This window comes from Paenibacillus sp. 2003 (assembly GCF_031455635.1).
In the GTDB taxonomy this organism is placed as follows: Bacteria; Bacillota; Bacilli; order Paenibacillales; family Paenibacillaceae; genus Paenibacillus; species Paenibacillus amylolyticus_B.
Genome location: NZ_JAVDTB010000003.1, coordinates 223377 through 249351, shown reverse-complemented (window position 1 = coordinate 249351; position 25975 = coordinate 223377). Strand labels below are relative to the sequence as shown.

Sequence of the window (25975 nt, the reverse complement as noted above, 5' to 3'; positions counted from 1 at the left end):
CCTCAGGCTGGATACCTGCCAGGCTACTTATTCTGATTCTTTATAACTCGGTAACGGTCACACCTGCTGCTTTGTAGTAGTCCTCATCTACATTGTTTAGAATGTTGGCTTTCATTAGAATGCTTACTCCTGCAAAGAGGCCGATTCCGTTTGTATTCCCTTCAATAAGGTTATGTTCAATCCACACGTTCTCAGGGTCCCCTTCGCCAATATTACCAGCTCCAGCATCGCCTTTGTCGCGCTCAAGCCTTACGCCCCAGTATCCATTGGCAGTATTGTTACGAATCACATTGCCCCGAATTACCGTACCTGGTCCATTCAATACTTTGATTCCAGCCGCATCTGCAATCGTGGTTGTATTCTCGATGAGATTATCCTCAATTAGAGTATCGGGGGTACCCATCGTCACCGAAATACCGATCCGGCTGTTCTTGATTGTGTTGTCATGAATGTAGTTCCCTTTGCCAGACTTGCTGTGGTTGCTGGGCGCTGAACCCCCTGTATTGCCAAGCCCAATCCCTGCACCTGTCAGCACATCCATAATGACATTGCCGGAGATTTCATTTAAATACTCAAGTTCACCATGAAGATCGATGGCATCCAGCTTGGTTCCATTAAATGTATTGCCGCGTAACACGTTATTGTGAGCCACAAACTGAATCAGTGCTCCATGTCTGAGATAAGGACCTTCAAATGTACTGTCCTCCACCACATTCCATAACGTATCATTGTCAAAGCCGAGTCGATCGGTCTTGGCCGTTCCCTGAATCGAAATTCCGTAACCTGAACCTCCAGGGCCCAGATCTGTTGCATTGCGGAAAGTTGTATGCTTCACAACAACATCGCGGCTGTGCTCAATTCGGATAGCCATTCGTTTGAACTTTTCCACAATTACGCTGTCAATTGTAATGTCATACGATGGTACCTCGCCATAATTGGCGATGTGAATCAGACTATCCGGCCCCCCTGCGGAGGGATTATTGGATTGATGATCAGTCGTGTAGCTGCCGGACCAGGATGAAGTTAGGGTCATGTTGGATACGAGAATGCTATGCTGAGCTGATGCCTTCAGAACGGCACTGCCTGTCACCTGATCCAGCGATGTCTGGAGCACGGTTCCTTCACGGCTCTCTCCTCTCAGATTCACCCCGGATTTGAGCATAAGGTTGGTGGTTCCATCCGGCCCGGATAACAAATTGTACACCCCATTGGGTAAGAACACTTCATCACCCTCGTTAGCCTCATCAATGGCGGCCTGTATTGCTGGTCGGTCATCACTCGTGTTGTCAGCAGGATCTGCTCCATAATCCCGTACATCAATTGTACGTCCGGTCACGGCATGTGGAGCATGGACAGCATGTGGTGTGCCGTCTGTTTCCGTCAGACCTGGAGCGATAAAGGGCATCGTCCCTTCAGGTGGTTGTGGCACGACGTATGGAATCAGAGCCACAGGTGTCCCTCCCCTTGCAAAAGGGGCATACAGATGCACATCGGTCAGACTTGTGTAAATACTTGCATCGGAATTGCCATGCCCGGTGATCCGTACATAACGTACAGAAGTGTCTGGGATATCAAATGCCTGCATTTCGGTTGTATCCCCACTGCTTTCGCCGTTAAATATCTGGGTCCACTGCTCACCGTCAACAGACGATTCAATCTCAAAAGATGTCTTTCGGACATCCCCTTTGTAAAAACCAATCCCAACATAGCCCACTTGCTGAACCTGACCCAGATCATACGTGATCCATTGCCCCTCTCCTGCAACAGACCAGCGTGTATAGCTGTTATTGTCGAGGGTATTGGCCGCCAGGTTGCCGTCGCTGCCACTTGCCGTGACAGAAGCCACAGGCAGGGACGATACTGGGACGCCAAGGGTTGTCATTTCGGTTGATAAAGTACTGCTGATGTTGCCCGCTTCGTCAATCGCCCTCACTTGAAATGTATATGGTGTTTCCGCTGCAAGTCCGCTGTCCCGGAATGACTGCTTACCTTGTTCGCTCAGCAGAACTCCATCCCGATAAATCCGGTAGGCAGATACAGCCGTATCGTCACTGGCAGCAGGCCATCTCAGTTCCGCAAAATCCGTTCCCCAGTTGCGAATCTCCAGCTCGGCTCCCTGCTCCCATTCGGGTGACTGCGTGTCACTGCCCTCTTCAATCAAAGCAATGACAGATAACTGTGGACGCGGATTACTCGTTCCGTTCGCTTCCTTGGTGTATACGTTCACGGAAACACCCGTTGATTCCGCATCCGCAAGCAAAAATGCAACCTGCCCCGCATCTGGACGACTCTTCACAACATCCGTTACATCCACTTCATAGACGGCCGGGCTTCCATTCCGATCTGTCGTAACCTGGAATGTGTCCAGCAGCGAACCTTCGCTCAGACTTTGGACCGGAGCATTCGACCAGGTTAACGAAGATTCGCTCCAGTCTGTTTCATTCAAACCGTACAGAGACAACTTGGTATCAACATTTGATGTGCCTTTCTTGGCCGCAATCCGCAATCGATACCGATCTCCTTCCGGCTCATTTCCGGACATATCAAATTTGAAGTACACATATTTTTGGGTCGTTGAAGTGGAAGAGATGCTTAGTAATCCGGTGCTGGAACCTGTAGACTGATTGAAATTCAGGTCAGGCTTGCTGCTGTCAATCGCCGCATCGTCGCTTGGCAGCTTACTGGCGATGACCTTTTCAATCAACGGTTTTTCTTCATCCACTTCTTCATCTCTAGGCGAAGTGTCTTCAGGATTGCTTTTGAAAATTATTGGCTCCGTAACGATCCGGTTCTTCACATGTTCATCCAGGAAGGCCCATGCCTCTGCGTTCGCGGTCTCGGAAGCCGTCCCTGTAAATCCATGGCCCTGGCCAGCTACGACTTTCATATCCACAATTGGTACACCCGCAGATTGAAGCTGTCCCGCAAAAGTAACACTGTCGGTATAAGGAATGGTGGCGTCAGCATCACCGTGCCGAATCCAGAATGGTGGATCATCCGGTGAAGCATAGGTGCCCGGCATGGCAAGTCTGGCCTGTTCCGGTACATCGAATGCACGGTGCCCGCCAAGCAGAGCCGTGACCGAGCTATAGTTATTGGCAAATGTCGTCGTAAAATCAGCGGGTCCATACCAGTCGGCGACCGCCTGCACTTTGTCGGAATACTCAGGCCATCCGCCGGAACCTTCCAGATCAGGTACATCTACCGTCACCCCTGTATCGAGCACGACGGGATCACCAGCGACCAAGTCCCCCGTGGTCCCGAGTAATGCGGCCAGGTGACCGCCCGCAGATGATCCCCAGACGCCGATACGACTTGGGTCCAGATTGTACTGGGTGGCATGGGCCCGCAAATATCGGATAGCAAGTTTGACATCCTGAATCTGGGCAGGGAAAGGCGCCTCAGGCGTCAGCCGGTAGTCCAGAGATACACCGATGTAACCGCGTTTGAGTACATAATTGCATATGGAGTTCAATGCCTGCTTCCGATCCCCGTGATTCCACCCACCTCCGTGAATATAGATCACGACTGGCATCGGTTCAGCTGCCGCTGTCTCGGGAACGGCAATGGATGAATACATCGGCCGCCCACCAGCCATGCCAATCTCCACATCCTCGTATAAAGTCACTCCTTGGGGTGGCGTAAACTCAGTATTCTCTTCTCCAGGCGGCACTGGGGAAGGGGCAGGCGCTATACCCGGAATGGCCTGACCGTAAATGGCAACATTGTCGATATACATGTTGGCCTGCATGGCGTCTCCTGTCCGAAATCGAATTTTAACCTTGCTGTTATTGTTCGCTTCCGAACCCAGCGTCCAGCTTTTTAGCGTATTGCCTTCCTTGTTCTTCAGGTCCGGGGTGCCCGGGGGAAGTTCAAATGTCTCCAGCGTTGCCCAGGATGTACCACCATCCTTCGACCATTCAATAATCACACTTCCACTTATATAGGAGGAAGCACGCGTGTAGTAGCTCAGCCGAATATTTCCGTACCCAGTCAAGTTTAGAGGCAGTGCAAGCGCATCGGTTCCGTCCATCTTGATCATATTGGGCAGCGAGGGAGCAGTTGTGGAAGATGACGTCTTGGCCTTGCTTCCTCCTCCCCCTTCCTGGAGCCAGGGAGCTCTCAACGCAATTCCGCCTGTAGAGCCAAAATTATCCGGGTCATCAAAGTTTTCCGCGTATATCTCCAACTCCGGGCCCTCCGGTTCCGAGAGATTTTCTCTTTCTTCCTGTGTAGGGTTGAGAATAGAGCTAGGAACAGCATCTTCCATCGCCCGAACTTCATGCACGGGAACGATGGTGCCGTTAATGAGAATCATAGACATGGCAACAAGGACAACGCGCTTTTTCCACGTTTTGAACAATTTATTCACTTGTATCCCCTCCGCACGGTAGTCCAATCTTCTGACGTTATACCTTTGCGATCTGTCCGTTCTCCAGAGCTGCTGCTTCTTGTTGGCTTGTTTCTTCCGCACGGTGATCAGGACATCCTATTGTTCATGGTAATCATTGCTTATACCGCACAATTCTAGCGACGCGGCAAAGACATGCCTTCCCCGTCCTTGAATTTCTGAGTGGCTTCCTCAATGGCCTGATCGCCACCTTTGGATTTCCATTCCTCAACTACCTTCGGCCAATCGGAGATCGGCTCCTTACCATAAACCATCTTGATCATGTGAGTAAGCAATACCTGAGGGGGTGTATCCGAATTGGGAGCAATCTCCGGATTCTGTACAAAGGCCTCCAACCGTGGATCAAAGTTGATGCCATCCCGACCTTCTTTGGCTAAAACCGTATCATAAATATTCATCAGCTTTCTGCCTTCTTCAGTCAGGGATAGGGAGCCTTTGTTGTAAGTTGTGTCCTGTACGAACCATAAGAACGATTGACGGTAACGCTCTTCGTCCACGCCAGCGGAATCCGTTGGTGCTGTATATGAAATCACACCATTATCCTCTGTATAGGTCTCTCCTTCTGTCCCGTATGTGAAGAATTTCTCGGCTTCGTCGGACACCATCCAGTTGAAGAAACGGATAATGGAAGCCGGTTCAGCCGCATCCTTATTAATAAAGTAAGCACGCGTCACCGGACCGTACAGATAATAACCGCCTTTTCCGTCCGGGCCGACAGGGGAAGGGATAATCTCGATTTTGGCATCGGGAACCGACGCTTTAATCTGCTTCTCCCATTGAATCAGTTCGTTGGCGTTCATGGACCACATGCCCGCCTTACCGGAGAGAATCGTATTTTTGAATACCGTCGAATTGATGGTCGCAAACTCTTTGTTAATCAGCCCTTCTTCGTACATTGTCTTATAAACCGTCAGGGCTTGCTGCATATTCTCGTTATCCATGAACTTGGGTACAATCTGGTCGCCCTGCTGCTCCATCATGGAGAGGAACTGTTGCACATCATAGGCACCAAAGAAGGTATCTGCATATTTGAAATCTTCACGCCCCATATATGGATTCTCCACGCCAAGCTTTTTAAAGGCACGCAGAACTTCCAATGTTTCATCCACCGTGGTGGGCACAGGCAATCCCGTTTGATCCAGCAGATCCTTACGAATCCAGGTTGCCCGGCGGGATGGATTGGATAAATATTCGGGGATGGCATAGATCTGGCCGTCATGGGTGACCTGGTCCCATGCTTCCTTCGGCACGGCTTTCAGCAAATCTTGCCCATACTGCTGCAACAGCTCATCCAGCGGCTGGAATACTCCGGCTTCGACCGAACCCGCCATCTCCTTGCCGTTGACGCCGCCATCACCCTGCACCACATCAGGAATATCGTTGGTGGCAAACATCTGGACCATTTTCTGCTCATATTCCTTATGAGGCACGAGCACGATTTTCAGATCACTATTGGTCAGTTCCTCTAGCTTTTTAACCCATTTATCCTGGTTGATGTCCGGTGACTTCTCCACATACGTATACGCCAGCGTTCGCAGTGACATGGAGAACCTTGTCTTGCCGTCTCCCCCATTCTCACCGGATTCCGCCCCGCTTCCCTTGCTGCATCCCGCCATGAAGGTTGCCGCCAGCAATAGCGCCATGCCTGTGACCATCCACTTTTTCATGCTACTCCTCTTTTCATCCTGATTTAGGTTTAGGTATCACTTGTCGGTGAAGCGCTTACATATAGATGGTAAAACATCCCCACCGCCTGCAACAATGGGGATGTTTTAGATGAGATTGCGTTTTCTTTAGGTCATCACTTACTAGTACGTCTTGGATACCTCGATCTTCTTCGTTACACCATTGTCGGTAAAATAAAGATGGATGCCGTGATCCTGGTCATCCATGAAATAGGGAACATACTTCGGCTCCTCAATCTTATATGGCACAAGCAGCGTTACAATGGTATGACTTGTGGCAGGCCGTGTTTCCGCACTTAGATGATAATGTCTGTCCAGCCCTTCGTACTCTGCCGGGTCCACCTCTGCGAATTGATCTGTCTGGCTGAGCGACAGCTCACCGGAGGAAGCATATACAAACGTCCCCTCAAGCCCTGCCTTAGTACCGTTCAGACGGAAGGTCTGCCCTTTCAGTTGTAGCGGGTACAGTGCATGGAACAGCCATTGGACGCTGTCTGGTTTCTCCAGGTCAATGTGGTCCACAATGACGAAGTAGGATGATTGCAGAAAATGTATTTCCCGTACAACACGCTTCACATGGGGTACGGTGCTGGCATAGGCATCGGTCGCCAATGCGCGCACATAGCCATCGCCATCCCGCCAATAGGCATCTTCGATCTGCCCGGTTGCCGCCATGTTCAGCACTTTGTTGTTCTCGGCATACTGACCTGCTCCGCCAATCAGCAGATTGTTTTTGGAGCGTGTCTGCCTGCGCCATTCCCGGTGAAAGGAGCTGCCGTGCGCGATATAATAGCCGGTATCCGCTGCAAGCGGCTCACCGAATGCATGCAGGGTAAAGCTGTTCTGATCGGCATGACTGTGGCTAATGGAGCCATAACGGCTCGACTTGAGCAGAAGCATCATATGCTCATCCGGATCGTCCATCCGGTGATGCATGGCTACCCACCCCACATCACGGAACCACTTAAGCGGCTCGATGTCCACAGGCGACTCTTCCTCCACCTGCGGATAATCGTGGCGGTATACTAATTCGTCAAAGTGGAAGTCCCACCAACCGTAGTTATAAAAAGCACCCTCTGTCCCCGGATCGGATTGGCGTACACGCTCAAAATACCACTGGTACCAGCGATTGCCTGTAACCCCAGCCAGTTGGCGCACAAGATAACCTGTTTTCAAGTTTACCGGGTCACCCAGCGTAGACTGGTCCCCAAAGCTGGCGCGCCGTGCATCGGGCGGGTAGACGTAGAACGGAAAATCCCCGGTACGCTGGAAGAATGGTCGACGGAAAAAGTCGATACCCGCATAGTTTCGCAGCAAATTCATCGCTTCGGTCACATAGGCCATGCCTGTTGTCCAATACATTGGACCTTCGGCCCAACCTCCATCACTCCCTCCCCAAGGGGAGTACAGACAGGCATAATAATCGATCGCATAATCCAGCCACTGTGCAGCCTGCTGCTCCTCATGCAACAAGGCCATACAGCAGGGCACAAGCACGGAGGACAATGAACGCACCGCATGGCTGTCATAGGGCACATGATGAATCTTCGAGCGGACCATCACATGCTGGGCTACCTGTTCTGTCCGCCGAAGCAAACTGCGCCTGACCACTTCCTGCTCTTCACTGTTCAACTCATCATGCAGCCAGTCATAACCCCAAGCAAGCGCAGCGGCAACCCGAAAGGCCGCCTCGTCATTATAATCGCGGGAGGTCGTTCCCTCCGTATCCCAGGCCGCCACATGCAGCAGCCAGGTTTTCGCCGCTTCAAGCAGCCGTTCGTCTCGAAGCACCCGCCCCGCGATGCTGAGATGCCGAATCGCATATAACGTTTCCTGACAGTCAATGTACATTTGTCTCCACAACGTGGCGACACGTTTGTTCTCCGGGTAAGGCAGCGGTTCACGAATTGGCTCACGGTTTGCCCACGGTTCCACGGAATTTGCCATAAACACATCCCAGCCGCAATACGTGGAATCGGACGCAACGCCATCGGCAAGAGCATTCAGTCCACGCTCACCAAGCCACAGCCTTGGGCGAGATGTGTCTGTGGAAACGTATCGCTGTGCCCGGGAAGGTAGAGGTGTCTCCGGTAATCCCGCTGGGACCATAAACCGCCTCACCTCACTCCATGCCGACATTTCCCCTTGCTTCCCTTGCGAGGCATGCCCTTCGACTTCAGTCCCTTGCTTCCCCTGTAAGACGTCCGCTTCGTATTCGCTCCCTTGCTGCACTGGATGATCCACAAGCAGCGCATATCGCCAATAATACTCTCCAGGTTCAAACACCAGGTCAGGCGTGAAAAAATTATACGGGAGCGGCGTAAAGGTCATCGTCTCTTCTTCCTGAAAAGAAGGGCTCGCCGACACTTGCAGCAGATAGGCATTCTCATCCTCCTGCTGTGCCGCCATCCAGGTAAACCTTGGCGGGTTCTCTGCCAGAACGGTATGCTCGTCAGGAGCGTAGTCCACATGGAACGGCCCGCTGATGGGTTGGTACAACGATCTTTCTGCAAGCTTTCGCTTCACTTCCATCGTTTTGTCCCCTCCTTATCGCAATGTTGTAACATCAACGCATATACATGCCGCCATTGATTTCAAGCGTCTCTCCGGTTATAAAAGAACCCAGGTTGGAACACAGGTACAACGCCGCTCCTGCGACATCATCGGGAGTTCCTTCCCGTCCAAGCGGGATGCTGTTTACCGCAGAAGACCGACCTTCTGCTGAGGTGAACGTAGCATGGAACGCCGTCTGTCCGATGAAGCCCGGTGAAAGGGCATTGACCGTAATCCCCCCAGGGGCCAGCTCTTTGGCGAGTCCTTTGGTTAACGCAATGACAGCCGCCTTGGATGCTGCGTATATAGCTGCACCCGGCCCGCCCCCATTATGAGCCGCTACGGAGGTCAGATTGATAATTCGCCCGCCTCCAGCTGCCTTCATGCCAGGAATGACTGCTCTGGAGACAAAGACGGTGCTCTTCAGATTGACATCCATAATTCGGTTGTACAGCTCCTCACTCATCGTTTCAATGGGGCTCCGCTCCACCAGATGTCCCGCGTTGTTAACCAACAGGTCAATTGGACCGCCGAAACGGAGTGTTATCTCTCCAACCATCGCTCTGATGGCATCCGTATCCGTCACATCTGCCTGAAATGCCGCCGCTTCACCACCAGCATCCCGGATGGCAGTCACGACTTCCTCCGCCCGCTCCATATTATGCAGACCATTCACAGCGACCTTCGCCCCGCAACGAGCCAACGCTCCGGCAATAGCAGCACCAATTCCTCCACTGGAACCTGTTACCAATGCAATTTTGTTCTGTAAATTGATATTCATGTTTGATCTTCCTCCCTGTTATTGGTTTCAATTAAATTCGCTTGCTGTGCTGGTCCGCCGGAAGCGCCATCGTAATGGTCGTTCCCATACCTTCCTCACTCTCCATCATCAAGCCGTACGTTTCTCCAAATACGAGCTGAATCCGGCGATGTACATTCATAAGTCCGATCCCCCCGCGATGATAAACATCATCGGTGTCTTCACCTGCCAGACGGTTCAGTTCCAGACGGCGACGCAGCTTCTCCAGACGTGCATTGCTCATGCCCATGCCATTATCCTGGACGATGACAAGAAATCGATCTTCCAGACGCCGAGCATCGATGCGGATAAAATGGCCCGGGTTCATGCCCTGTGGAAACGCATGTTGCAGCACATTTTCCACCAGAGGCTGAAGGGTGAGACGAACCATTTTTTCCAGCAACAGATCCGGTGCAATGATGACCTCAACTTCAAGCTCCCGATCCATGCGATGGTTCATGATGGAAAGGTAGGCCAGCACATGCTTCAGCTCATTGGCAACCGTAATTTCCTCCAGATTGGTCTGAATGGAATAACGGAGCATATGAGCCATCGATTCCACCATCTGCGTAATTTCTTCGGAATCCTGTACGACGGCATAACATTTGATCGTCTCCAATGTGTTGTAGAGAAAATGTGGATTGATCTGCAACTGGAGCGCCTGGAATTCCGCACGGTGTCGTTCCAACGCTTCCTGCTGTAGCTCAATTTCCGACTTCTGGCGGCGCAGCTCCGACTCATATACACTCTCAATCATGTCCGACAAACGGCTGACCATCAGATTATAGCTGCGGATCAGCACTCCGATCTCATCGCGCCTTTCCTTCATCTCCACCTTGTTCCAGATTCCCTTCTCCGTCTGTCTCATTCCGTTCATCAGCACCCGAATGGGTTCCACTTGAGATGCTCCGATCCGGTAGGCCACAACAAGCGCTGCGAGCAAGGTTCCTGCACCAACCCATAATGTAGCTGAACGAATCGTTGCAATCGGCCTTTGAAGCTCTGACAGCGGCACGGAAGCAACAAAGCGCCAGCCCGAATAGGCAGACAGTTCCGATATAAACAGCCGTTTGGTGCCATCCGTGTTCTGTTCCAGTGACCCTGCCTCCATGTGCATAAGTCTGTCCACGGTGCTGGATGACATCACGGTTTGCGCCTCCTCGACCTCAGGAAGGTAGATGACATTTCCGTTCTGATCCATCACATACTGATATCCCCCTTGACCGAGATCGAGTTCTCCCCAGATGTTGTCAAGCTCAAGCACATTCACTTCCATCGCCAGCACTCCGTTTGGTGTATAGGAGGACATTCCCCTGATCCGGCGTGCAATCGTAATGACATTCGAACTCTGTCCACTGCGAATACTGCGGGTGAGCAAAGTCGATTCGCCATTCGCAGGGGTTGCAGCGAGCAACTCCTTATACTGCTGTGCAGCATCGATATCGGGTATGCCCGCTGAATTCTGGTTGTCATCGATGACAACCCGCCCGTTCTCCCCGATAACATACAGGAACTTGATCTGTGGATATAACATAAAAACAGGCGGGAACACGTTCCTTTTAATCTGGCGGCTATAATCGTAATAGGCATAACTATCCTCCGAATTCATATCGAGGAAGTGCTTCACACTTCCATTTGAGAGGATGGAGTAGGTTGCACGATCATAATTCTGCAAATACAGATCGGTCTGGTACGCCGTATTACGCATCGTTTGGGCGATATTGTCCGCCAGCTGATCGTTCATCTCAGTTGAGGCATAGGTATAGGTAAACAAGCCAATGGCAGACAGGGACAACGTAATTACGATGGCAAAATGAAAGAACAAGCGGATCGACAGGCTGCGCTTCATCATTCAATGCCCAACTTGCTACGGTATTCAGACGGGGTCAGTCCAGTAATTTTCTTGAATGTCTTGGTAAAATGGGGATGATCCGCATACCCCACTTCGTAGGATATATCCGTAATCCGGTTGCCCGGCTGTTCCAGCATGCGTTTGGCCAGTTCCATTTTGCTGCGTATCCGGTATTGAATAAAGGTCTGACCGGTGGTCTGTTTAAACAGTTGGCTGAAGTAGGACGGGTTAAGGCCCAACTTGGCAGCAATCTCGTCCAGTGAAACTTCCCGGCGCAAATGCTGCTCCAGATAAGCCTTTGCTTCTTCCACCGGATGCTTGCGCTTGCCACTGCGCTTTTCCTTGATCCTATTCATCAACGTCTGGATTTCGTTGCCCAGAGCCTCGAAGCACTCCTTTGAGGAAGCGCTTACAATTATCTCACTGGACGTACTCATCGTTCCGTTGCCACGGGCGTTCATGCGGGCCACAATCAATTCCAGCAATTCCTGAAAAAGCTCTGCTATCTGCTCAGGCACCAGGGCATATGCCGGATAACGATTCGACCATGCTGCGAGCAACTCCGTCACATCGGATTGCCTTAACTCCCATATAGCCTCTTCCAGACGCATGGCCCAATCATTCAGCTCCCTCACGGGTACAAGGGATACCGTAGGTTTATCCTCTTCTGACGCCAGCAATTTGAGCAGCAGTTCATGAAGCTCCTGTCGTCCTACAGGTTTGAGCAAATATCGCTTTACCCCATAATCCATACAGGCTCTTGCATATTCAAAGTCCGAATAACCGGAGACTACAATAATGCGCATCGTACTGCCTTGCTCGGATAAACGTCGACACAACTCAATGCCATCCATCGTTGGCATGCGAATATCCGTAAACAGGATGTGTGGCCGAAAGTCCTTCACCACCTGAAGGGCTTCTTCCCCATGCGCCGCCTGCCGAATCTCACAATCGAACAGACCTGCTTGCTCAATCATCTTCGCCAGACCCATCCGAATCATCGGTTCATCGTCCGTAATCAAGATTCTGAACATCGCCATTCCCCCGTTTCCGTCAGATCTGTATGCTGCTTGTAGTTAAGATTTGACGGAGCCGACCATGATTCCTTTTACAAAATGCTTTTGCAGGAAAGGGTATATGATAATGATTGGCAAGGTGGCGATGATGATGGTCGCCATTTTGATGCCTTCCGGCGATGTATGTGCAAGGGTGCTATAGACGGCAGAACCCGGATCGACGGAAATATCGTCACTCTCAAACAGCTTCTTGAGTGTGACCTGGATTGGCCACCAGGCCGGATCATTCAGATAATAAAGCGCGGTGGAATACGCATTCCAGTGGCCGACCGCATAGAAAATGCCGAGTGATGCCATGGCCGGTTTGGACAATGGAATAACGATACGCCAGATGATGCCAAACTCCCCACAGCCATCGATGCGGGCGGCATCGATCAATTCACCCGGTAGCTGTGAGAAGAACGAACGCATGACGAAAAAGTTAAAGGCGTTAATCGCTCCTGGCACAATCAGCACCAGTGGATTGTTGACCAGATGCAGCTCCTTCATCAGAATAAAGTTCGGAATGAGCGGCGCCGAGAATACGACGGTCACCAGGACAAACATGACAACAAGAGATCGCCCCTTGTACTCTGGACGGGACACGGGATAAGCCAGCGATGCCGTTGCAGCAAGATTAACCAGCGTCCCGAACAGCGTCACCCCAACCGATACCGCAAAGGCACGCCAGAATGCAGCATCGCCGAATACATATTCGTAATTGATCCAGGTAAAAGCTACAGGCCAGAAGCTGACCTTTCCGCCCATGATCGCTTCCGAGCTGCTAAGTGACTGGGCCAGCACATTAATGAAAGGCAGAATCATCGTCAACGAGAGCAGCGTAAGAAAAACGAGATTTCCAATGCGAAATATACGGTAACGGACACTGGGGGTACGCATCCATCTCGCCTCCTAATACAGGCTTTCGCCGGTTGTTTTTTTGCTGAAGAAGTTACCGAGTAGAATAAGCATCAAACCCACGACCGACTTGAACAATCCGATGGCCGTTGTATAACTGTATTGTTGTGAGAGAAGTCCGGCTTTGTAGATATACGTATCCAGAATTTCACCAGATTCCAGATTGAGCGGATTCAGGAACACAAACACACGCTCAAAACCCAGATCGAGGAACTTTCCGATGTGCAGCAGCAACAGAATCATAATCGTTGGCAGCAAGGATGGAAGGGTAATCGACCATATTTGCTTCAAACGCCCGGCTCCGTCCACCTCTGCCGCCTCATACAGATCGGGATTGATGCCCGCAATGGCTGCCAGGAAAATAATTGTGCCGTACCCGGAGTCGCGCCAGATCCCGGAACCGATCAGAATGGAACGAATGTACGAGTCTTCTCCAAGGAAGTAGACCGGCTGCATGCCCAGAAATCCAAGTGCCTTGTTGACCACCCCGGCATCCATCGAGAAAATACCCATGAAGATACCGCTAATGACGACCCAGGACAGAAAGTGAGGCATGTATACAATCGTTTGCAGCAAACGCTTAAAAACAATCATCCGCACTTCATTCAGCAGAATCGCCAGTAAGATCGGTACCGGGAATGCAATCACAAGATCATATAGTCCAAGCAGAAGTGTGTTATTGAGAATTCTTAAAAAATCATAATGGCTGAACATCTTCTGGAAGTGCTCCAGGCCTACCCAATCACTTCCGGTGATGCCTTTGAAAATGTTGTAGTTCTGAAAGGCAATCACTGAACCGAATAAAGGTACATATTTGAAGAGGAAAAAATACAGGATACCCGGTAATGAGAGCAGATATAGTATCCGGTATCGCCACAGATAACGTCCCGCATCTCCGAGCCGAGCGCCCAGACCAGAAGAGTGAAGTCCGGTTGCACCCCGGCTTGGTGGCACGATATCTGCCGGCTTCACGTCTTCTCCCCTCCCTGCTTCTGTGATTGCGTGCTTCTCAAGTTATCAGGAACGTTCTCGTCCCATGGGATTTCATTGAATTCGATAGAAATGTAATCCGGCTCACGGTCGATAATACGCGAGAGCTCGCGTGTGAACACCTCCACTATCTCCTGCTTTTGCTCATCCGTCCTGCCTTCATACAGCCTGATCGTAATTTCTGGCATCCGATTTAAGCTCCCTTCCTTACGTGATGTAAACGCTTTAACAATTTCATCTTAGCGTTCCTGCGATAGGGCAACAATGGACTGTCTTTTCGTTCACTTGTGTTTTCTTTAGGTCATGACAAGCAAGCCCAAAAAGCCCCCTTACGAATGGAGACCTCTTGGAACATAATATTTTCGGGATATATAGTAATTAATTTCATCTATCTCACTAGAACCTTGCATTAACAAACGTAGTAATAAAGATCGAAAACGAAAAACACGCCCACAGAACCAGTACCTTAGAACCATTTTTGCTCTAAAAGCTAATATTAACATGACTTTATAACGATATAATCTACGAAGTAACTTACCTGGGGGTCCTATAAGTGAAGTAGAACTTGAAACAATGCAAAAAGCACACTGAAGCATGAGAGAATGTCACGTAACCACAGCAAAAATCAGAATTATAGAAGTTGTACGATAGCAATTTCCCACTAAATATTCGTTAGATTACATAGCGTATAGCATCCCATCCAGGTATAGTGCATTTTCACAATCGTAGAAGGAGTGAATCATCTTGTTTAATAAGCTTCGCTGGAGTACCATGCCTTTCTTCATCAAAAATTTGGTGATTTCATTCGGCAGCATCATGTTGATCGGTGTAATCCTGATTACTGCCGCGTATCAATTGCAAAAAAACATTTTGGTTGAACAGTTGCACGATCAGGCTACCGTCATCACCCAGAAATGGTATGACGATCTCGACACTGCCAAAGTGGCAGAAGCGGCTAAGGAAAAAAGCTACTCCGGTCCTGTACAGCTGGAAATGAAGGCTTATCTCGATTCCATCCATGAACTCTATCCAAACATCGCGCAAGCGTACATTTTTGGTTCAGAACTCGAACAAGGAAATGGAACGTCCATCATCGCAATTCCAACGAACCTGCTGGAGCCATTCGAGCAAGACAATCTGCCCGCAGGTGCCATGTACCCACTGCCCGAGAATAACGTTGTGGTGCTGGAACAGATGAAAAAGGACGGAAAGCCGGCCTTCAGTGATTTCTACACCGATGACTACGGAACTTGGACTACTCTGATCTATCCGATTAATAACGCAGATGGCTCCATGTACGCCGCTCTTTACTTCGATGTAGATGCAAGCGCCGTTCCAAAAGGTCTGAACAAACTGCTTACGTACGGTTTGATGTTCCTGATCGGTTTCCTGATCCTGTTTATGGTGTTGCAATTCATTTTGCTGAAAAGAACGTTGCTTCCGATCCGCAATCTGATGAAAGGTATCGAAGAAGTCAGCACGGGTAATCTGGACGTAACCATCGATACCGGGCGAGATGATCTGGGTATCATCAACGAAAAGTTCAATGCAATGATCGATCGATTCAATACAACCATCTATAAAGTACAGAATACTTCGCATCACCTCTCGGAATCTTCCAAACAACTACTGGGCATTTCCGAGAAAAATAATGTGAACATTCAATCCATCAGCACCAATATTCGAGAAATATCTACTGGACTGGTGTCACAAGACAAAGCCACTGTGGAGAACGCACGTGCCATGACAGAGATGTCAACGGTAGTGCAGACGATCGCCAGCAGCTCAGCCGATGTGGCAGATGAAGCACTCAGCATGGAGCAGCGCTCCAGCACAGGTAATGTGGTAATGCAACAAGTCATTGAGCAGATGCGCCTGATCTCGGGTGCGGTGCAAAATACGTCAAACTCGATTCAGTCTTTGGAAAATAACTCGAACCAGATTAGCAACATTGTTAACGTGATTACGGAGATTGCTGGACAAACCAACTTGCTTGCACTTAACGCTTCAATCGAGGCAGCCCGCGCAGGTGAAGAAGGAAGAGGTTTTGCGGTGGTTGCAGGTGAGGTACGTAACCTGGCAGAGCAATCCCAGGAATCAGCGAAGCAAATTCGACAGTTGATTGAAGAAATTCAACGGGATATCATGCAATCTTCCGAGGCGATGCAGTTGGGTTCCAAGGAAGTCACCAAAGGCTTGGAAGTTACCCAAGAGACTGGCGTATTCTTCGAGAATATTCTGACTGCTACGAATAAAGTTGCAAACCAGATTCAGGATATCTCCAGTTCTACCGAAGAGATCTCGGCAAGCACACAAGAAATGTCTGCCACGGCCGATGAACTGTCTGCCAATGTCAGCAAGGCAGCAAGCAGTAGTAAACAAATTGAGCAGTCAATTGATGAGCAGGAAGCCTCCATGGCAGCCATTGTGAGTGCCTCCGATGAGCTCTCGGTTGTATCCGAGCAACTGCAAGAACTGATCTCATTCTTTAAAGTACGCGCAGAATAGAATTAATAGGTTATATATAAAAGTAATAAGACACAGTAAAAAACCAAGGCTCATGAGCGACTGAACTCAAAGCCTTGGTTTTTTTTGTTGTTACCAGGGTAGGTGGGTAGGTTCTAAAATCGTCTTTTCATCCATTTACAGATCGATATCAAAAAGTTGTTTCAAATGGAAAATCTCGTGGTTGGCATCTTGTCCTCTATACCTTATTCCCGGTTGAAAAGTGAAGTCTTGTCCCTCTCTTTGAATTCGGTCTGGTGTTGTATCGTTGCTATCCAATGAGGCGTCTTAACAACCCATTAGGACAAGACATATCATCAGGAGGTAGGAGCAATATTTCAAGGTAGACCTCCTCTCATTCTAATATATAATTGGCTCTTGGATTTTGGACGCAGGGCAAGAGTTGAATGTTTCAATTTCTATAAATTCAATTTATTTTTATTTATGGAAATAATGATATATTTTAAAACTTTACTATGATATAGTTACTCTACATTTAGCAAATAAAACCAGAAAAGAGGATATCATGAAAAAGACATTTTTGCTCAGTTTAGCTATGTTCCTACTTCTTCTCCCTTTTTCCTCAACAACATTTGCTTTTCAAGAAAGACTTACGGTTTCTGACACCATGCACACTGCAGAGCGGTTAGTCTCGAACAACAATACATATATAATGGGACTAAATGGCTTTGGAGTTCTTGAGTTAAGAAATGTGCGCAATAAAACTCTGTTATGGAATACCAACGTCAAAGATCTAAGAATAAATATGCTAGTAATAGATCAATACAACGGTAGATTGAAATTGACGGACTATAGCAATACCCCCTACTGGACATCCGATAATCAGGCGTGGGCCAATGCGTGGTATGGCCCGGGAAATGTGCCTGAAAATCTTGTGGGCGACCTGCTAATCATGCAAAATGATGGAAATTTAGTTCTGTACAACACAAAGAATATAGCTAAAGGATGGTATCCTGTATGGGCTACTAACACAGGAGGACAATAACATTAAGAATCATTCTTTACCTGTCTGCCTGATTAAAAGGGTTGATTTACTAAAATGTATTCCTACATTACTAATTACAAACAAAAGATGGTATAGTGACTAGTTTCTTAGTCACGTACCATCTTTTTTAATGCAAGGAATCTGGTAAGATATCCTCTCTCCCTCTACAAGCTTTTATTATGACAAAGATCACATCCATCTTCCCTGTTCAAGTGCTACAGTTGTTAACGACCAAATGACCATAATAGTAAAACGGTCACTAAGGATTTACCTTACCCATTACCTTTCAACCTACAAGGAGGTGTATACGCGATGAAAACGATCGATCGAAGGCAACAGGTGATGGATTCTGCCGAGAAATCCTTTGCCCTGTTTGGCTACAAAGCCACAACGATGGAGCAGGTTGCGAGACTTGCCAATGTGGGCAAGGGAACGATCTATACTTTTTTCGAAAATAAAGAAGAACTGTTCAGCGAGATTCTGCGTTCGATCATTGCGGATATGAGACAGATTACAGAGCAGACGGTGAAGGAAGAAAACTCCTTTCTGGATAACGTGCATATGAGTATGGATTCTTTGCTGGAGTACCGGGAGGAACATGAGCTGTTGATCAAGCTCTTTCAGGAGGTTAACGAGTTCGGTACACCGCAAGCCAAGGAAGGTTTGCAGAAAGTGGAGACAGCCATTCTCGAATATCTGGAGCGTCAGGTCAGCCGTGCCATGGAGTTGGAACAGATTCGCAGGGACAATCCCAAGCTGGTTTCTTTTGTCCTGCTGAAGCTGTATGTCACCTTAACCTCGGATTGGAACAAAGCGCACCCTACGCTGCATAAGGATCAGATCAAGGATTTTGTGGGCCTCTTTCTCCAGAATGGCTTATCCCCCACCTAGAGAAAGGCATGCCACTAGATTCAACACATAATAGAGATAGAACAAACGGATTAGCGTAAGGATAGGGAGAGAACATGATGAAATCATTCCACGTATTTGGGCAGGATCTGAAGTCCGCCTTTAAGAAACCAAAAGTATTTATTCCAATTCTCGTTGTACTGTTCATTCCGGTATTGTATAGCGGTCTGTTCCTGAACGCATTCTGGGATCCCTATGGCAAAATGAATGAGTTACCTGTGGCCGTGGTCAACAAGGATCAAGGCGCAGTCTACAATGACAAATCACTGGAGGTCGGTCAGAATCTCGTCGATGAATTGAAAAAAAGTGATGATTTCGACTGGCAATTCGTGACTCGTGAACAAGCAGAACAAGGTATGCAAAACAACACGTATTATATGACGATTGTGATTCCGGAGGACTTTTCCACCAAAGCAACAACCCTGATGGATGAGCACCCCGAGCCGGCAGACCTGATCTATGAACCCAATGAAGGATACAACTTCCTCGCAGGTCAGATTGGCGGCACGGCGGTCAAACAAATTCGCTCCAAAGTCGCCGCCAAAGTCACAGAATCGTATACCGAAACGTTATTGGATCAGGTCGAAAAAATTTCAGGCGGTTTGGCGGATGCCGGGGATGGCGCAGGTCAGATTCATGATGGTGCAATCAAGCTGGATGAGGGTACTGCTGCATTAAAAGAGAACCTGTCCAAACTGGCCGCAGGTACCGACAAGCTCGAAACGGGCGTAGTTACATTAAAAGAAGGTACGTCCAATCTCGCCCAAGGCACAGATGATCTTCATACAGGCGCGAGTGCCCTGTTCGATGGATTATCCCAATTGGCAGCGGCAGGCACGAATCTTGGTAACGGTGCATTGCAGGCTGAAGCAGGTGGCAAACAGTTACAGGCAGGGATTCAATCCGCTCAAGAAGGCGCAGCCAAACTGGATGCAGGACTGGCGGCTTCCGAGGAAGGCAGTGCAAAGCTGACTGCTGGGCTGCAAAGTTCTGTTGAGGGCAGTGGCAAAGTTAGCGAGGGTGCCAAAGCGGTTGCGCAAGGTCTTGCCCAATTAGCCGAAGCGAGTCCAGAACTGGCCGCAAGTCCAGCTGTGCAGCAGCTCCTGGCCGCAAGTCAGGCAGTTGCCGCTGGTAGCGAGCAGGTCTATCAGGGCGGGCAGCAATTGGTCGCAGGCAGTCAAAACCTGTACGCTGCACAGCAGCAACTGCATCAAGGCAGCAGCCAGTTGGTACAGGGTGAACAACAACTGGTACAAGGTGCCACGCAATTATCCGCCGGACATAAAAAGCTTGCGACGGGTCTACAGCAATTCAATTCCAAATTATCCGAAGCAGCGTCTGGAGGAGCCAAACTTGCGGACGGTTCAGGTCAATTAAATGCGGGTACAGGCAAGCTGGTTGCGGGTGTAAGCCAGCTCACAGACGGTATCTCAACCCTTGCAGATGGCTCACATAAGCTGGATGATGGTGCCGGTCAGTTAAAAGAAGGTACGCTGACGTTAACGGATGGCTCTGGCGAACTTGCCACCAAGCTGAATGAAGCGGCTGAGCAGACGGGGAGTGTGAAAAAGACCGATGAACTGGTAACCATGTATGCAGAGCCTGTTCAAGTCGATGAGCATAAATATAACGAGGTACCTAACTACGGTACAGGATTCTCGCCATACTTCCTGTCACTGGGGCTGTTTGTCGGGGCATTAATCGCCACACTGGTTGTGCCAACACGCGGCAGCACGGTTAGCGAGGCAAGTGGCTGGAATCGTTTTGTGAGCAAAACGCTGGCTTTCACGCTCATGAGTGCTGTACAATCCCTGCTTGCTTCATGGCTCGTATTGTACGGCTTGGGTCTGGAAGTTCAGAGCGTTCCGTTGTTCCTCTTGTTCAGCTTTGTGACCAGCCTAAGCTTCATGTACATCATTCAGGCATTGGTGACTTGGTTGGAAAATCCGGGACGATTCCTCGCGATTCTGATGCTGATCTTCCAGCTCACCACCAGCGCGGGCACCTTCCCGCTCGAACTAATTCCAAACTGGTTGAAGGTGTTCAACCCATGGTTGCCTATGACCTATTCGGTAACAGGTTATAAAGCAGTTATCTCAAGTGAACAGTTCGGCGTGGCTTGGGATCAGATTGGTATTCTGTGCATCTTCGCCGTGATTGGTCTTGGAGGAACCTTAACGTATTTCCTGATGCATCGCACGTCGGAGAACGAAAATGTCAGCAGTGAAGTCGCACTTCACCTGTAAATTCGTAAATTAAAAAGCAAAGGCATGTACCTAAGCCCCACCCTCTTCTGGTCAACAAGAGGTGTGAGTTTAAAGTACGCCTTTGCTTTTTTAGTTTAAGATACAGTCTAAGTTTGCTAACTTCATATTTCTAGTATGTAGAGTAAATTTCAGAACTTGAGATAGCGAAATTAAACAATAGTACGAGCAAAATAAGTAATACATAAATGGCTGTACCTATGATTCCACAGACAAGGCCAGCAATCGCTAACCCTTTTCCTTGCTCCATGCGAACTCTGATCTCTTTGAAGGCCAAAGATGCAAATATAATCGCGACGATGCCGATTACAATACCCACGTAAGGAATCGTGACGGACAGAATCCCCAAAACAAGTGATACAATCGACTTACTATTGGTCTTTGGTACTACATAAGGCGGTGGTGGCAATGTGTCGTTATAATAACGATCTACATCATTTTCGCGATGTTCCAAGGTAAATCCTCCCTGTTCTTTAAGGATTTGAATTTAAGGACCCGTTTATCCGTGTGATGATATAAATCAAGAATACCTCTAACATATAGATATTATTATAGTCGTAATACTTTTCTGAATATCTTTGGGGGATCACTACGATGAAAATCGATAAAGTCATGAATATACTTATGATTGTGATGCTTGTACTTATTGCTTTTTATCAAAATAATGTAGCTGTTTTATGTTTTAGCATCGTTTTGTTTGGAATCATGAGTTATACGGCATTTAGAATTCGAACACATTGGAATGTAGTAACTTATATCGTGTTGACCCTAGTATTGATGATCTGGAACATATACCTGTGGACATAAGCTATTACTTTCAAAAAAAAGAACGCAATCCCTTATTACTCATAGGATTGCGTTCTTTTGACATTTCTTAGATTTGGAATGCCTTTTATCCTTCCACTTCCACCCGCTGCAAAAACGTCCGGGTACGTGCAAGCTTTGGATTGCCGAAGATCTGTTCTGGCGGCCCCGCCTCTGCGATCTCGCCGTTATCCATGAAAAATACACGATCCGCAACGTCACGGGCGAAGCCCATCTCATGCGTGACGATCAACATCGTCATATTTTCCTGCGCCAGTTGTTTGATTACGCGCAACACTTCCCCAGTCAGCTCTGGATCAAGCGCCGACGTCGGCTCATCGAACAGGAGGATATCCGGTTGCATCATCAGTGCCCGAGCGATGGCAACACGCTGTTTCTGTCCACCGGACAGATTGGCTGGATAGGCATCAACCTTGTCCGACAGTCCTACTTTTCCAAGTAATTCAAGACTGCGATGCCTGATGACGCTTGAACTTTCTTTTTTCAAAGTTTTCGGTGCAAGTTCCAGATTAGCCTGTACGGTCAGATGCGGGAACAAGTTAAAATGCTGAAACACCATGCCCATGCGATCCGTAATCTTGCGAATATCTGCGGCACTCGCGTAACGGCCATTATCAACCAACGTCTGATCCTGAATACGAATTGTTCCGCCCGAAATATCCTCCAGATGAATCAGGCTGCGCAGCATCGTACTTTTTCCCGAACCAGAAGGCCCGATGACGGCAATTACTTCGCCTGGTTCCACGTTGAAGGATACCTGTTTCAGCACATCAAGTGTGCCGAATGATTTTCTCAATTGATTTACTTCTATTATATGTGTCATATGCAGACAGTCCTTTGATTGATCAGATTTAATTTATTCAAATGAAAACCGCTTCTCCAATGCCTTGAACAGCACCGTGAGCACAAGTGTCATGAGTAGATACATAACCGCTGCCACGAAGAAAGGGATCAGCTGCAAGTCGCGATTTACCGCCGCTTGGGCGTAATACAACAGCTCAGGTACAGCCACGGCATAGAGCAGTGCCGTATCCTTGATGAGCGTAATCGACTCATTGGCCGTTGCAGGCAATACTACACGAATCATCTGAGGAATAATGACTTTGGTCATCGTTTGCCACTTTGTTAACCCCAGTACCTTCGCTGCCTCATGTTGACCTTTATCAATGGAAAGCAGTCCTCCCCTGAAGATTTCAGCGAAGTACGCCGCATAGTTCAGGATGAAAGCAATCCCTGCCGCAACAAAACGATCAAACACCAGATACTCTCCAATCACCGGCAGCAACGGTAAACCGAAGCAGAAGAATAGAATTTGGAGCAGTAGCGGTGTTCCTCGCATCACATATACATACGTATGGGCAATCCATGCCAGTGGTTTAATCTGGCTTCTCATCGCAAGCGTGACCGCAAATCCAAGCGGCACGGATAACACGATCGCGAGCAAGAACATGAAAATGGTGGTCTGCGCACCCTCTAGCATCGGTTTTAAAATGGTCGATAGATAATCCCAACTCATTGTTTTGTCTCCTCTAATCTGTTAACCCCGCATTCCTCCGAAGCATAAATCGCTCCAGCGTGGAATACGGGGTCCGTTTTGTTTCTAACTATATATCAGGTGTGTAACCTGCCTATTTCAGAACCTTGTCTTCACCCAACCATTGAGTGGAGATCTTAGCTGCTGTTCCGTCTGCATTCAGCTCATCCAGCGCTTTTTGCAGCTGATTCAGAAGCTCTTCATTGCCTTTTTTGATACCAATGCCATATTGTTCCGGTGCAAGAGATTCATCCAGCAGTTTGAATGTTCCCTCTTCTTTGGACATGTAGTATCTCGCTACCACTTCATCAATGATGACCGCATCCAGACGTTTTGTCTTCAGATCCGTCAGTGCAAGCACGTTATCCTTAAATTCGGAAGCTTTGACTTTATCCTTCAGGGGACTTGCTGCAAGTGCATCTGCCGCGGAGGACAGTGCCTGCAATCCCACATTTTTACCATCGAGTTCATCCAGCTTTGTAATTGGTGAGTCTGCCAAGGTAATGGCTACCTGACTATTTTCCAAATACGGCTTCGTGAAGAGCACTTTCTCTTTACGCTCATCCGTAATGGTGTACCCGTTCCAGATCATATCGATCCGGCCACTGTTCAGCTCTGACTCTTTGGAAGACCAGTCGATTGGTTGGAATGTGATTTCTTTACCCATTTTCTCCGCTGCAGCTCTTGCATAATCAATATCAAAACCAACAATTTCGTTCTGCTCGTCCCGGAAACCCATTGGAGCAAACTTGTCGTCAATTCCTACAACAATCGTGTTATCATCTTTGCTTGCGGAACTGGAACAACCAGCCACAATCAATACACATATGCTAATGAATAATAGTAGAATCGCTTTTTTTCTCATCTCTCGAACCCCTCCATGTCTATAACCAAAACCCAAACGCTTTAGTTCGTTACCACGTTATCAGAGATTTATAATAACATAGCATGGAAGAAGAGTCGAGTCTCTCGCCTATTTCCTTCTATTTCATGCAGCTTAATTGTCAACAATCTGTGAAAAAGCCTCTTTCACTTGTACCGGTTCTACCAGCTTCTCGCGTACAGTCGAATTCCATAGCTCCGGGTTCTGAAGCTCCTTTAATTCCGTACCTGTCCATTGTTGGGCAGATTCACGACGTAAGGTATGGCTGGTATTCTCAAACTGGTAGACGATCTGCTCCAGATTATCGATCATAACAAAGTTCGCAACCGCATTATATACCAGTATCCGCTCAAGTTCCTCTGCATCCGTCTCACGCGTATCCAAGCTATAATTCACTTGGACCGTGAACGTCTCCGGGTACAGTTGGTAACCATTCAATCTTTCACGTAAAGGTAAAGCCTGATTCAGATGACTAAGGTTTGAATTATCACCCATGTAGGGACTGCGATATTTGGCTAAAGCGGCAAAATCATGTGTCAGCGGATTTTGCTGCTCTGCTTCATATCGATTCTGCTTTGTCTCGTTCCTCGGATTAACAAACCCCTCAACGAACACGAGGCCAACCACACCGAGAACAACGAGTGCAATAATCCATATATTTTTCCCTCTCATGACACATCACTCACTTCATATTTGCTAATGATCCGATACGCACGATGCACAACTAAAGGAATAATAACACTCAGTAATGGGATGGCAAAGGCAATGACGATCACAGCAAACTGATAAGGTCCATCCACCTGAATGGGTCGATTAAACCAGATGTTGCTTCCAAATCGCAACGCCGCCTGCGTTCCCCATAGTACGAGTATTAATGCCGCCCACAACCACCATATTCTGCGATTCCACTGCACTAAGGCAGGGATTCGAATAACCGTTGTTTTCACGGAAGTTGCAGAATCGTTCGACTTGTTAATCAACAGATATAATACATATGTGCCACCAACAATGAGACTCACGATCATAAGCAGATTGTTTATGGCGGAGCCTTGCATCAGCACTCTCATTGGAATGGTAATGATCCAGGCTATGAGGCTATAAATCAGAGCAGACTGCAACAACGCTGTCCAGTAAGGAACACGTTGTACCCTTCGATGGTCACTCATCACTTCATCCATACCAGCTATATACTGAATGGCGGTCTGGAACGCCTTCTCTTCACTCATCCCCTGCGAGATATAATCGTCAATCCGCGCAACGAGATTGCTGTGAATCTCTTCTTTTAATTCTCGATTGTCTAATGTATCTTGTGCGTGAGCGAACAAACGATTCACATGACGGGTGATGCGAGCATCCAATCTCATAGGTCTTCATCTCCTTTTTCTCCAGTGACAATCATGCAATCAATCAGTGCCTTGGCTGCTTGCCAAGCATGAACCTGCTCTCTATAGGCTTCGAGGCCTTGCGATGTAATTCGGTAATATTTGCGTCGTCCTCCCTGCGTCTCTTCCCCCCAGTAGGACTCCACATATCCACTCTTCTCCAGCCTCTTCAAACTGGAATAAAGCGTAGGTTCCTTCAATTCAAACTGCTCTCCGCTCTTACGATAGATCTCCTTAATAATGCTGTAGCCATAGTTATCTGCGGGTATAAGTACACTCAGAATGATGGGGTCAATATTGCCCCGAATCAGATCACTGTTAATCACTTGCACATCCATCTGCGAGTTTCACCGACTTTCTTCAATCCTGTGTATACTATAAGACATATTACTATGTCTGTAAAG

General features: G+C 48.3%; 20 protein-coding genes. 4 read left to right on the top strand and 16 right to left on the bottom strand.

All coding sequences use genetic code 11. The features are described 5' to 3' along the window. Positions 1 to 40 precede the first annotated feature (40 nt). The 9 genes from J2X75_RS16580 to J2X75_RS16540 all read right to left on the bottom strand — a co-directional run bounded on the left by J2X75_RS16580 (position 41) and on the right by J2X75_RS16540 (position 14451). Positions 41 to 4474 (bottom strand): alpha/beta hydrolase fold domain-containing protein, encoded by a 4434-nt coding sequence (locus J2X75_RS16580; protein WP_310337968.1) that lies wholly within the window; start codon positions 4472 to 4474, stop codon positions 41 to 43. A 53-nt stretch (positions 4475 to 4527) separates the two neighbouring features. Further along, positions 4528 to 6078: an extracellular solute-binding protein gene (locus J2X75_RS16575; RefSeq protein WP_310337967.1), complete on the bottom strand. Its 1551-nt coding sequence runs from the start codon at positions 6076 to 6078 to the stop codon at positions 4528 to 4530. A gap of 141 nt (positions 6079 to 6219) precedes the next feature. After that, the gene (locus J2X75_RS16570; protein ID WP_310337966.1) at positions 6220 to 8628 is read right to left on the bottom strand and encodes a DUF4962 domain-containing protein; all 2409 of its coding nucleotides are present in this window, start codon (positions 8626 to 8628) and stop codon (positions 6220 to 6222) included. Positions 8629 to 8662: 34 nt separating this feature from the next. Beyond that, a complete protein-coding gene (locus J2X75_RS16565) occupies positions 8663 to 9430 on the bottom strand; it encodes an SDR family NAD(P)-dependent oxidoreductase (protein ID WP_310337965.1) in 768 nt (255 codons plus the stop codon). Between the two features lie 31 nt (positions 9431 to 9461). After that, positions 9462 to 11300: a cache domain-containing sensor histidine kinase gene (locus tag J2X75_RS16560; protein ID WP_310337964.1), complete on the bottom strand. Its 1839-nt coding sequence runs from the start codon at positions 11298 to 11300 to the stop codon at positions 9462 to 9464. Then, on the bottom strand, positions 11297 to 12334 hold the full coding sequence (locus J2X75_RS16555) for a response regulator transcription factor (RefSeq protein ID WP_310337963.1): 1038 nt from the start codon (positions 12332 to 12334) through the stop codon (positions 11297 to 11299). Before J2X75_RS16555 ends, J2X75_RS16560 begins: the two co-directional genes overlap by 4 nt. 42 nt (positions 12335 to 12376) lie before the next feature. Further along, a complete protein-coding gene (locus J2X75_RS16550) occupies positions 12377 to 13255 on the bottom strand; it encodes a carbohydrate ABC transporter permease (protein WP_310337962.1) in 879 nt (292 codons plus the stop codon). 12 nt (positions 13256 to 13267) lie between these two features. Continuing rightward, positions 13268 to 14185 (bottom strand): ABC transporter permease, encoded by a 918-nt coding sequence (locus J2X75_RS16545; RefSeq protein ID WP_076213628.1) that lies wholly within the window; start codon positions 14183 to 14185, stop codon positions 13268 to 13270. A gap of 56 nt (positions 14186 to 14241) precedes the next feature. Further along, positions 14242 to 14451 (bottom strand): tautomerase family protein, encoded by a 210-nt coding sequence (locus J2X75_RS16540; protein ID WP_076213555.1) that lies wholly within the window; start codon positions 14449 to 14451, stop codon positions 14242 to 14244. A gap of 583 nt (positions 14452 to 15034) precedes the next feature. On the opposite strand from J2X75_RS16540, the gene J2X75_RS16535 reads away from it, so the two are divergent. From J2X75_RS16535 to J2X75_RS16520, 4 genes are all read left to right on the top strand, one after another. Then, the gene (locus tag J2X75_RS16535; RefSeq protein ID WP_310338516.1) at positions 15035 to 16771 is read left to right on the top strand and encodes a methyl-accepting chemotaxis protein; all 1737 of its coding nucleotides are present in this window, start codon (positions 15035 to 15037) and stop codon (positions 16769 to 16771) included. A 523-nt stretch (positions 16772 to 17294) separates the two neighbouring features. Further along, positions 17295 to 17774: a hypothetical protein gene (locus tag J2X75_RS16530; RefSeq protein WP_310337960.1), complete on the top strand. Its 480-nt coding sequence runs from the start codon at positions 17295 to 17297 to the stop codon at positions 17772 to 17774. Positions 17775 to 18086: 312 nt separating this feature from the next. Then, a complete protein-coding gene (locus tag J2X75_RS16525; protein ID WP_310337959.1) occupies positions 18087 to 18665 on the top strand; it encodes a TetR/AcrR family transcriptional regulator in 579 nt (192 codons plus the stop codon). 77 nt (positions 18666 to 18742) lie between these two features. Then, complete coding sequence (locus tag J2X75_RS16520) at positions 18743 to 20929, top strand: YhgE/Pip family protein (RefSeq protein WP_310338513.1); 2187 nt, start codon at positions 18743 to 18745, stop codon at positions 20927 to 20929. 130 nt (positions 20930 to 21059) lie between these two features. Here the strand turns inward: J2X75_RS16520 and J2X75_RS16515 are convergent, their stop codons facing one another. From J2X75_RS16515 to J2X75_RS16485, 7 genes are all read right to left on the bottom strand, one after another. Beyond that, a complete protein-coding gene (locus J2X75_RS16515) occupies positions 21060 to 21401 on the bottom strand; it encodes a DUF4190 domain-containing protein (RefSeq protein WP_100526593.1) in 342 nt (113 codons plus the stop codon). 438 nt (positions 21402 to 21839) lie between these two features. Continuing rightward, on the bottom strand, positions 21840 to 22595 hold the full coding sequence (locus J2X75_RS16510) for an amino acid ABC transporter ATP-binding protein (RefSeq protein WP_310337955.1): 756 nt from the start codon (positions 22593 to 22595) through the stop codon (positions 21840 to 21842). Positions 22596 to 22628: 33 nt separating this feature from the next. Continuing rightward, a complete protein-coding gene (locus tag J2X75_RS16505; RefSeq protein ID WP_105600918.1) occupies positions 22629 to 23288 on the bottom strand; it encodes an amino acid ABC transporter permease in 660 nt (219 codons plus the stop codon). A 112-nt stretch (positions 23289 to 23400) separates the two neighbouring features. Continuing rightward, a complete protein-coding gene (locus J2X75_RS16500) occupies positions 23401 to 24171 on the bottom strand; it encodes an amino acid ABC transporter substrate-binding protein (RefSeq protein WP_036672520.1) in 771 nt (256 codons plus the stop codon). Between the two features lie 132 nt (positions 24172 to 24303). Then, on the bottom strand, positions 24304 to 24861 hold the full coding sequence (locus tag J2X75_RS16495) for a DUF4825 domain-containing protein (protein WP_310337951.1): 558 nt from the start codon (positions 24859 to 24861) through the stop codon (positions 24304 to 24306). Next, positions 24858 to 25553 (bottom strand): permease prefix domain 1-containing protein, encoded by a 696-nt coding sequence (locus J2X75_RS16490; RefSeq protein ID WP_310337950.1) that lies wholly within the window; start codon positions 25551 to 25553, stop codon positions 24858 to 24860. Before J2X75_RS16490 ends, J2X75_RS16495 begins: the two co-directional genes overlap by 4 nt. After that, a complete protein-coding gene (locus J2X75_RS16485; protein ID WP_307539442.1) occupies positions 25550 to 25909 on the bottom strand; it encodes a PadR family transcriptional regulator in 360 nt (119 codons plus the stop codon). The genes J2X75_RS16490 and J2X75_RS16485 overlap by 4 nt, the downstream gene beginning before the upstream one ends. Between the last annotated feature and the right edge of the window lie 66 nt (positions 25910 to 25975).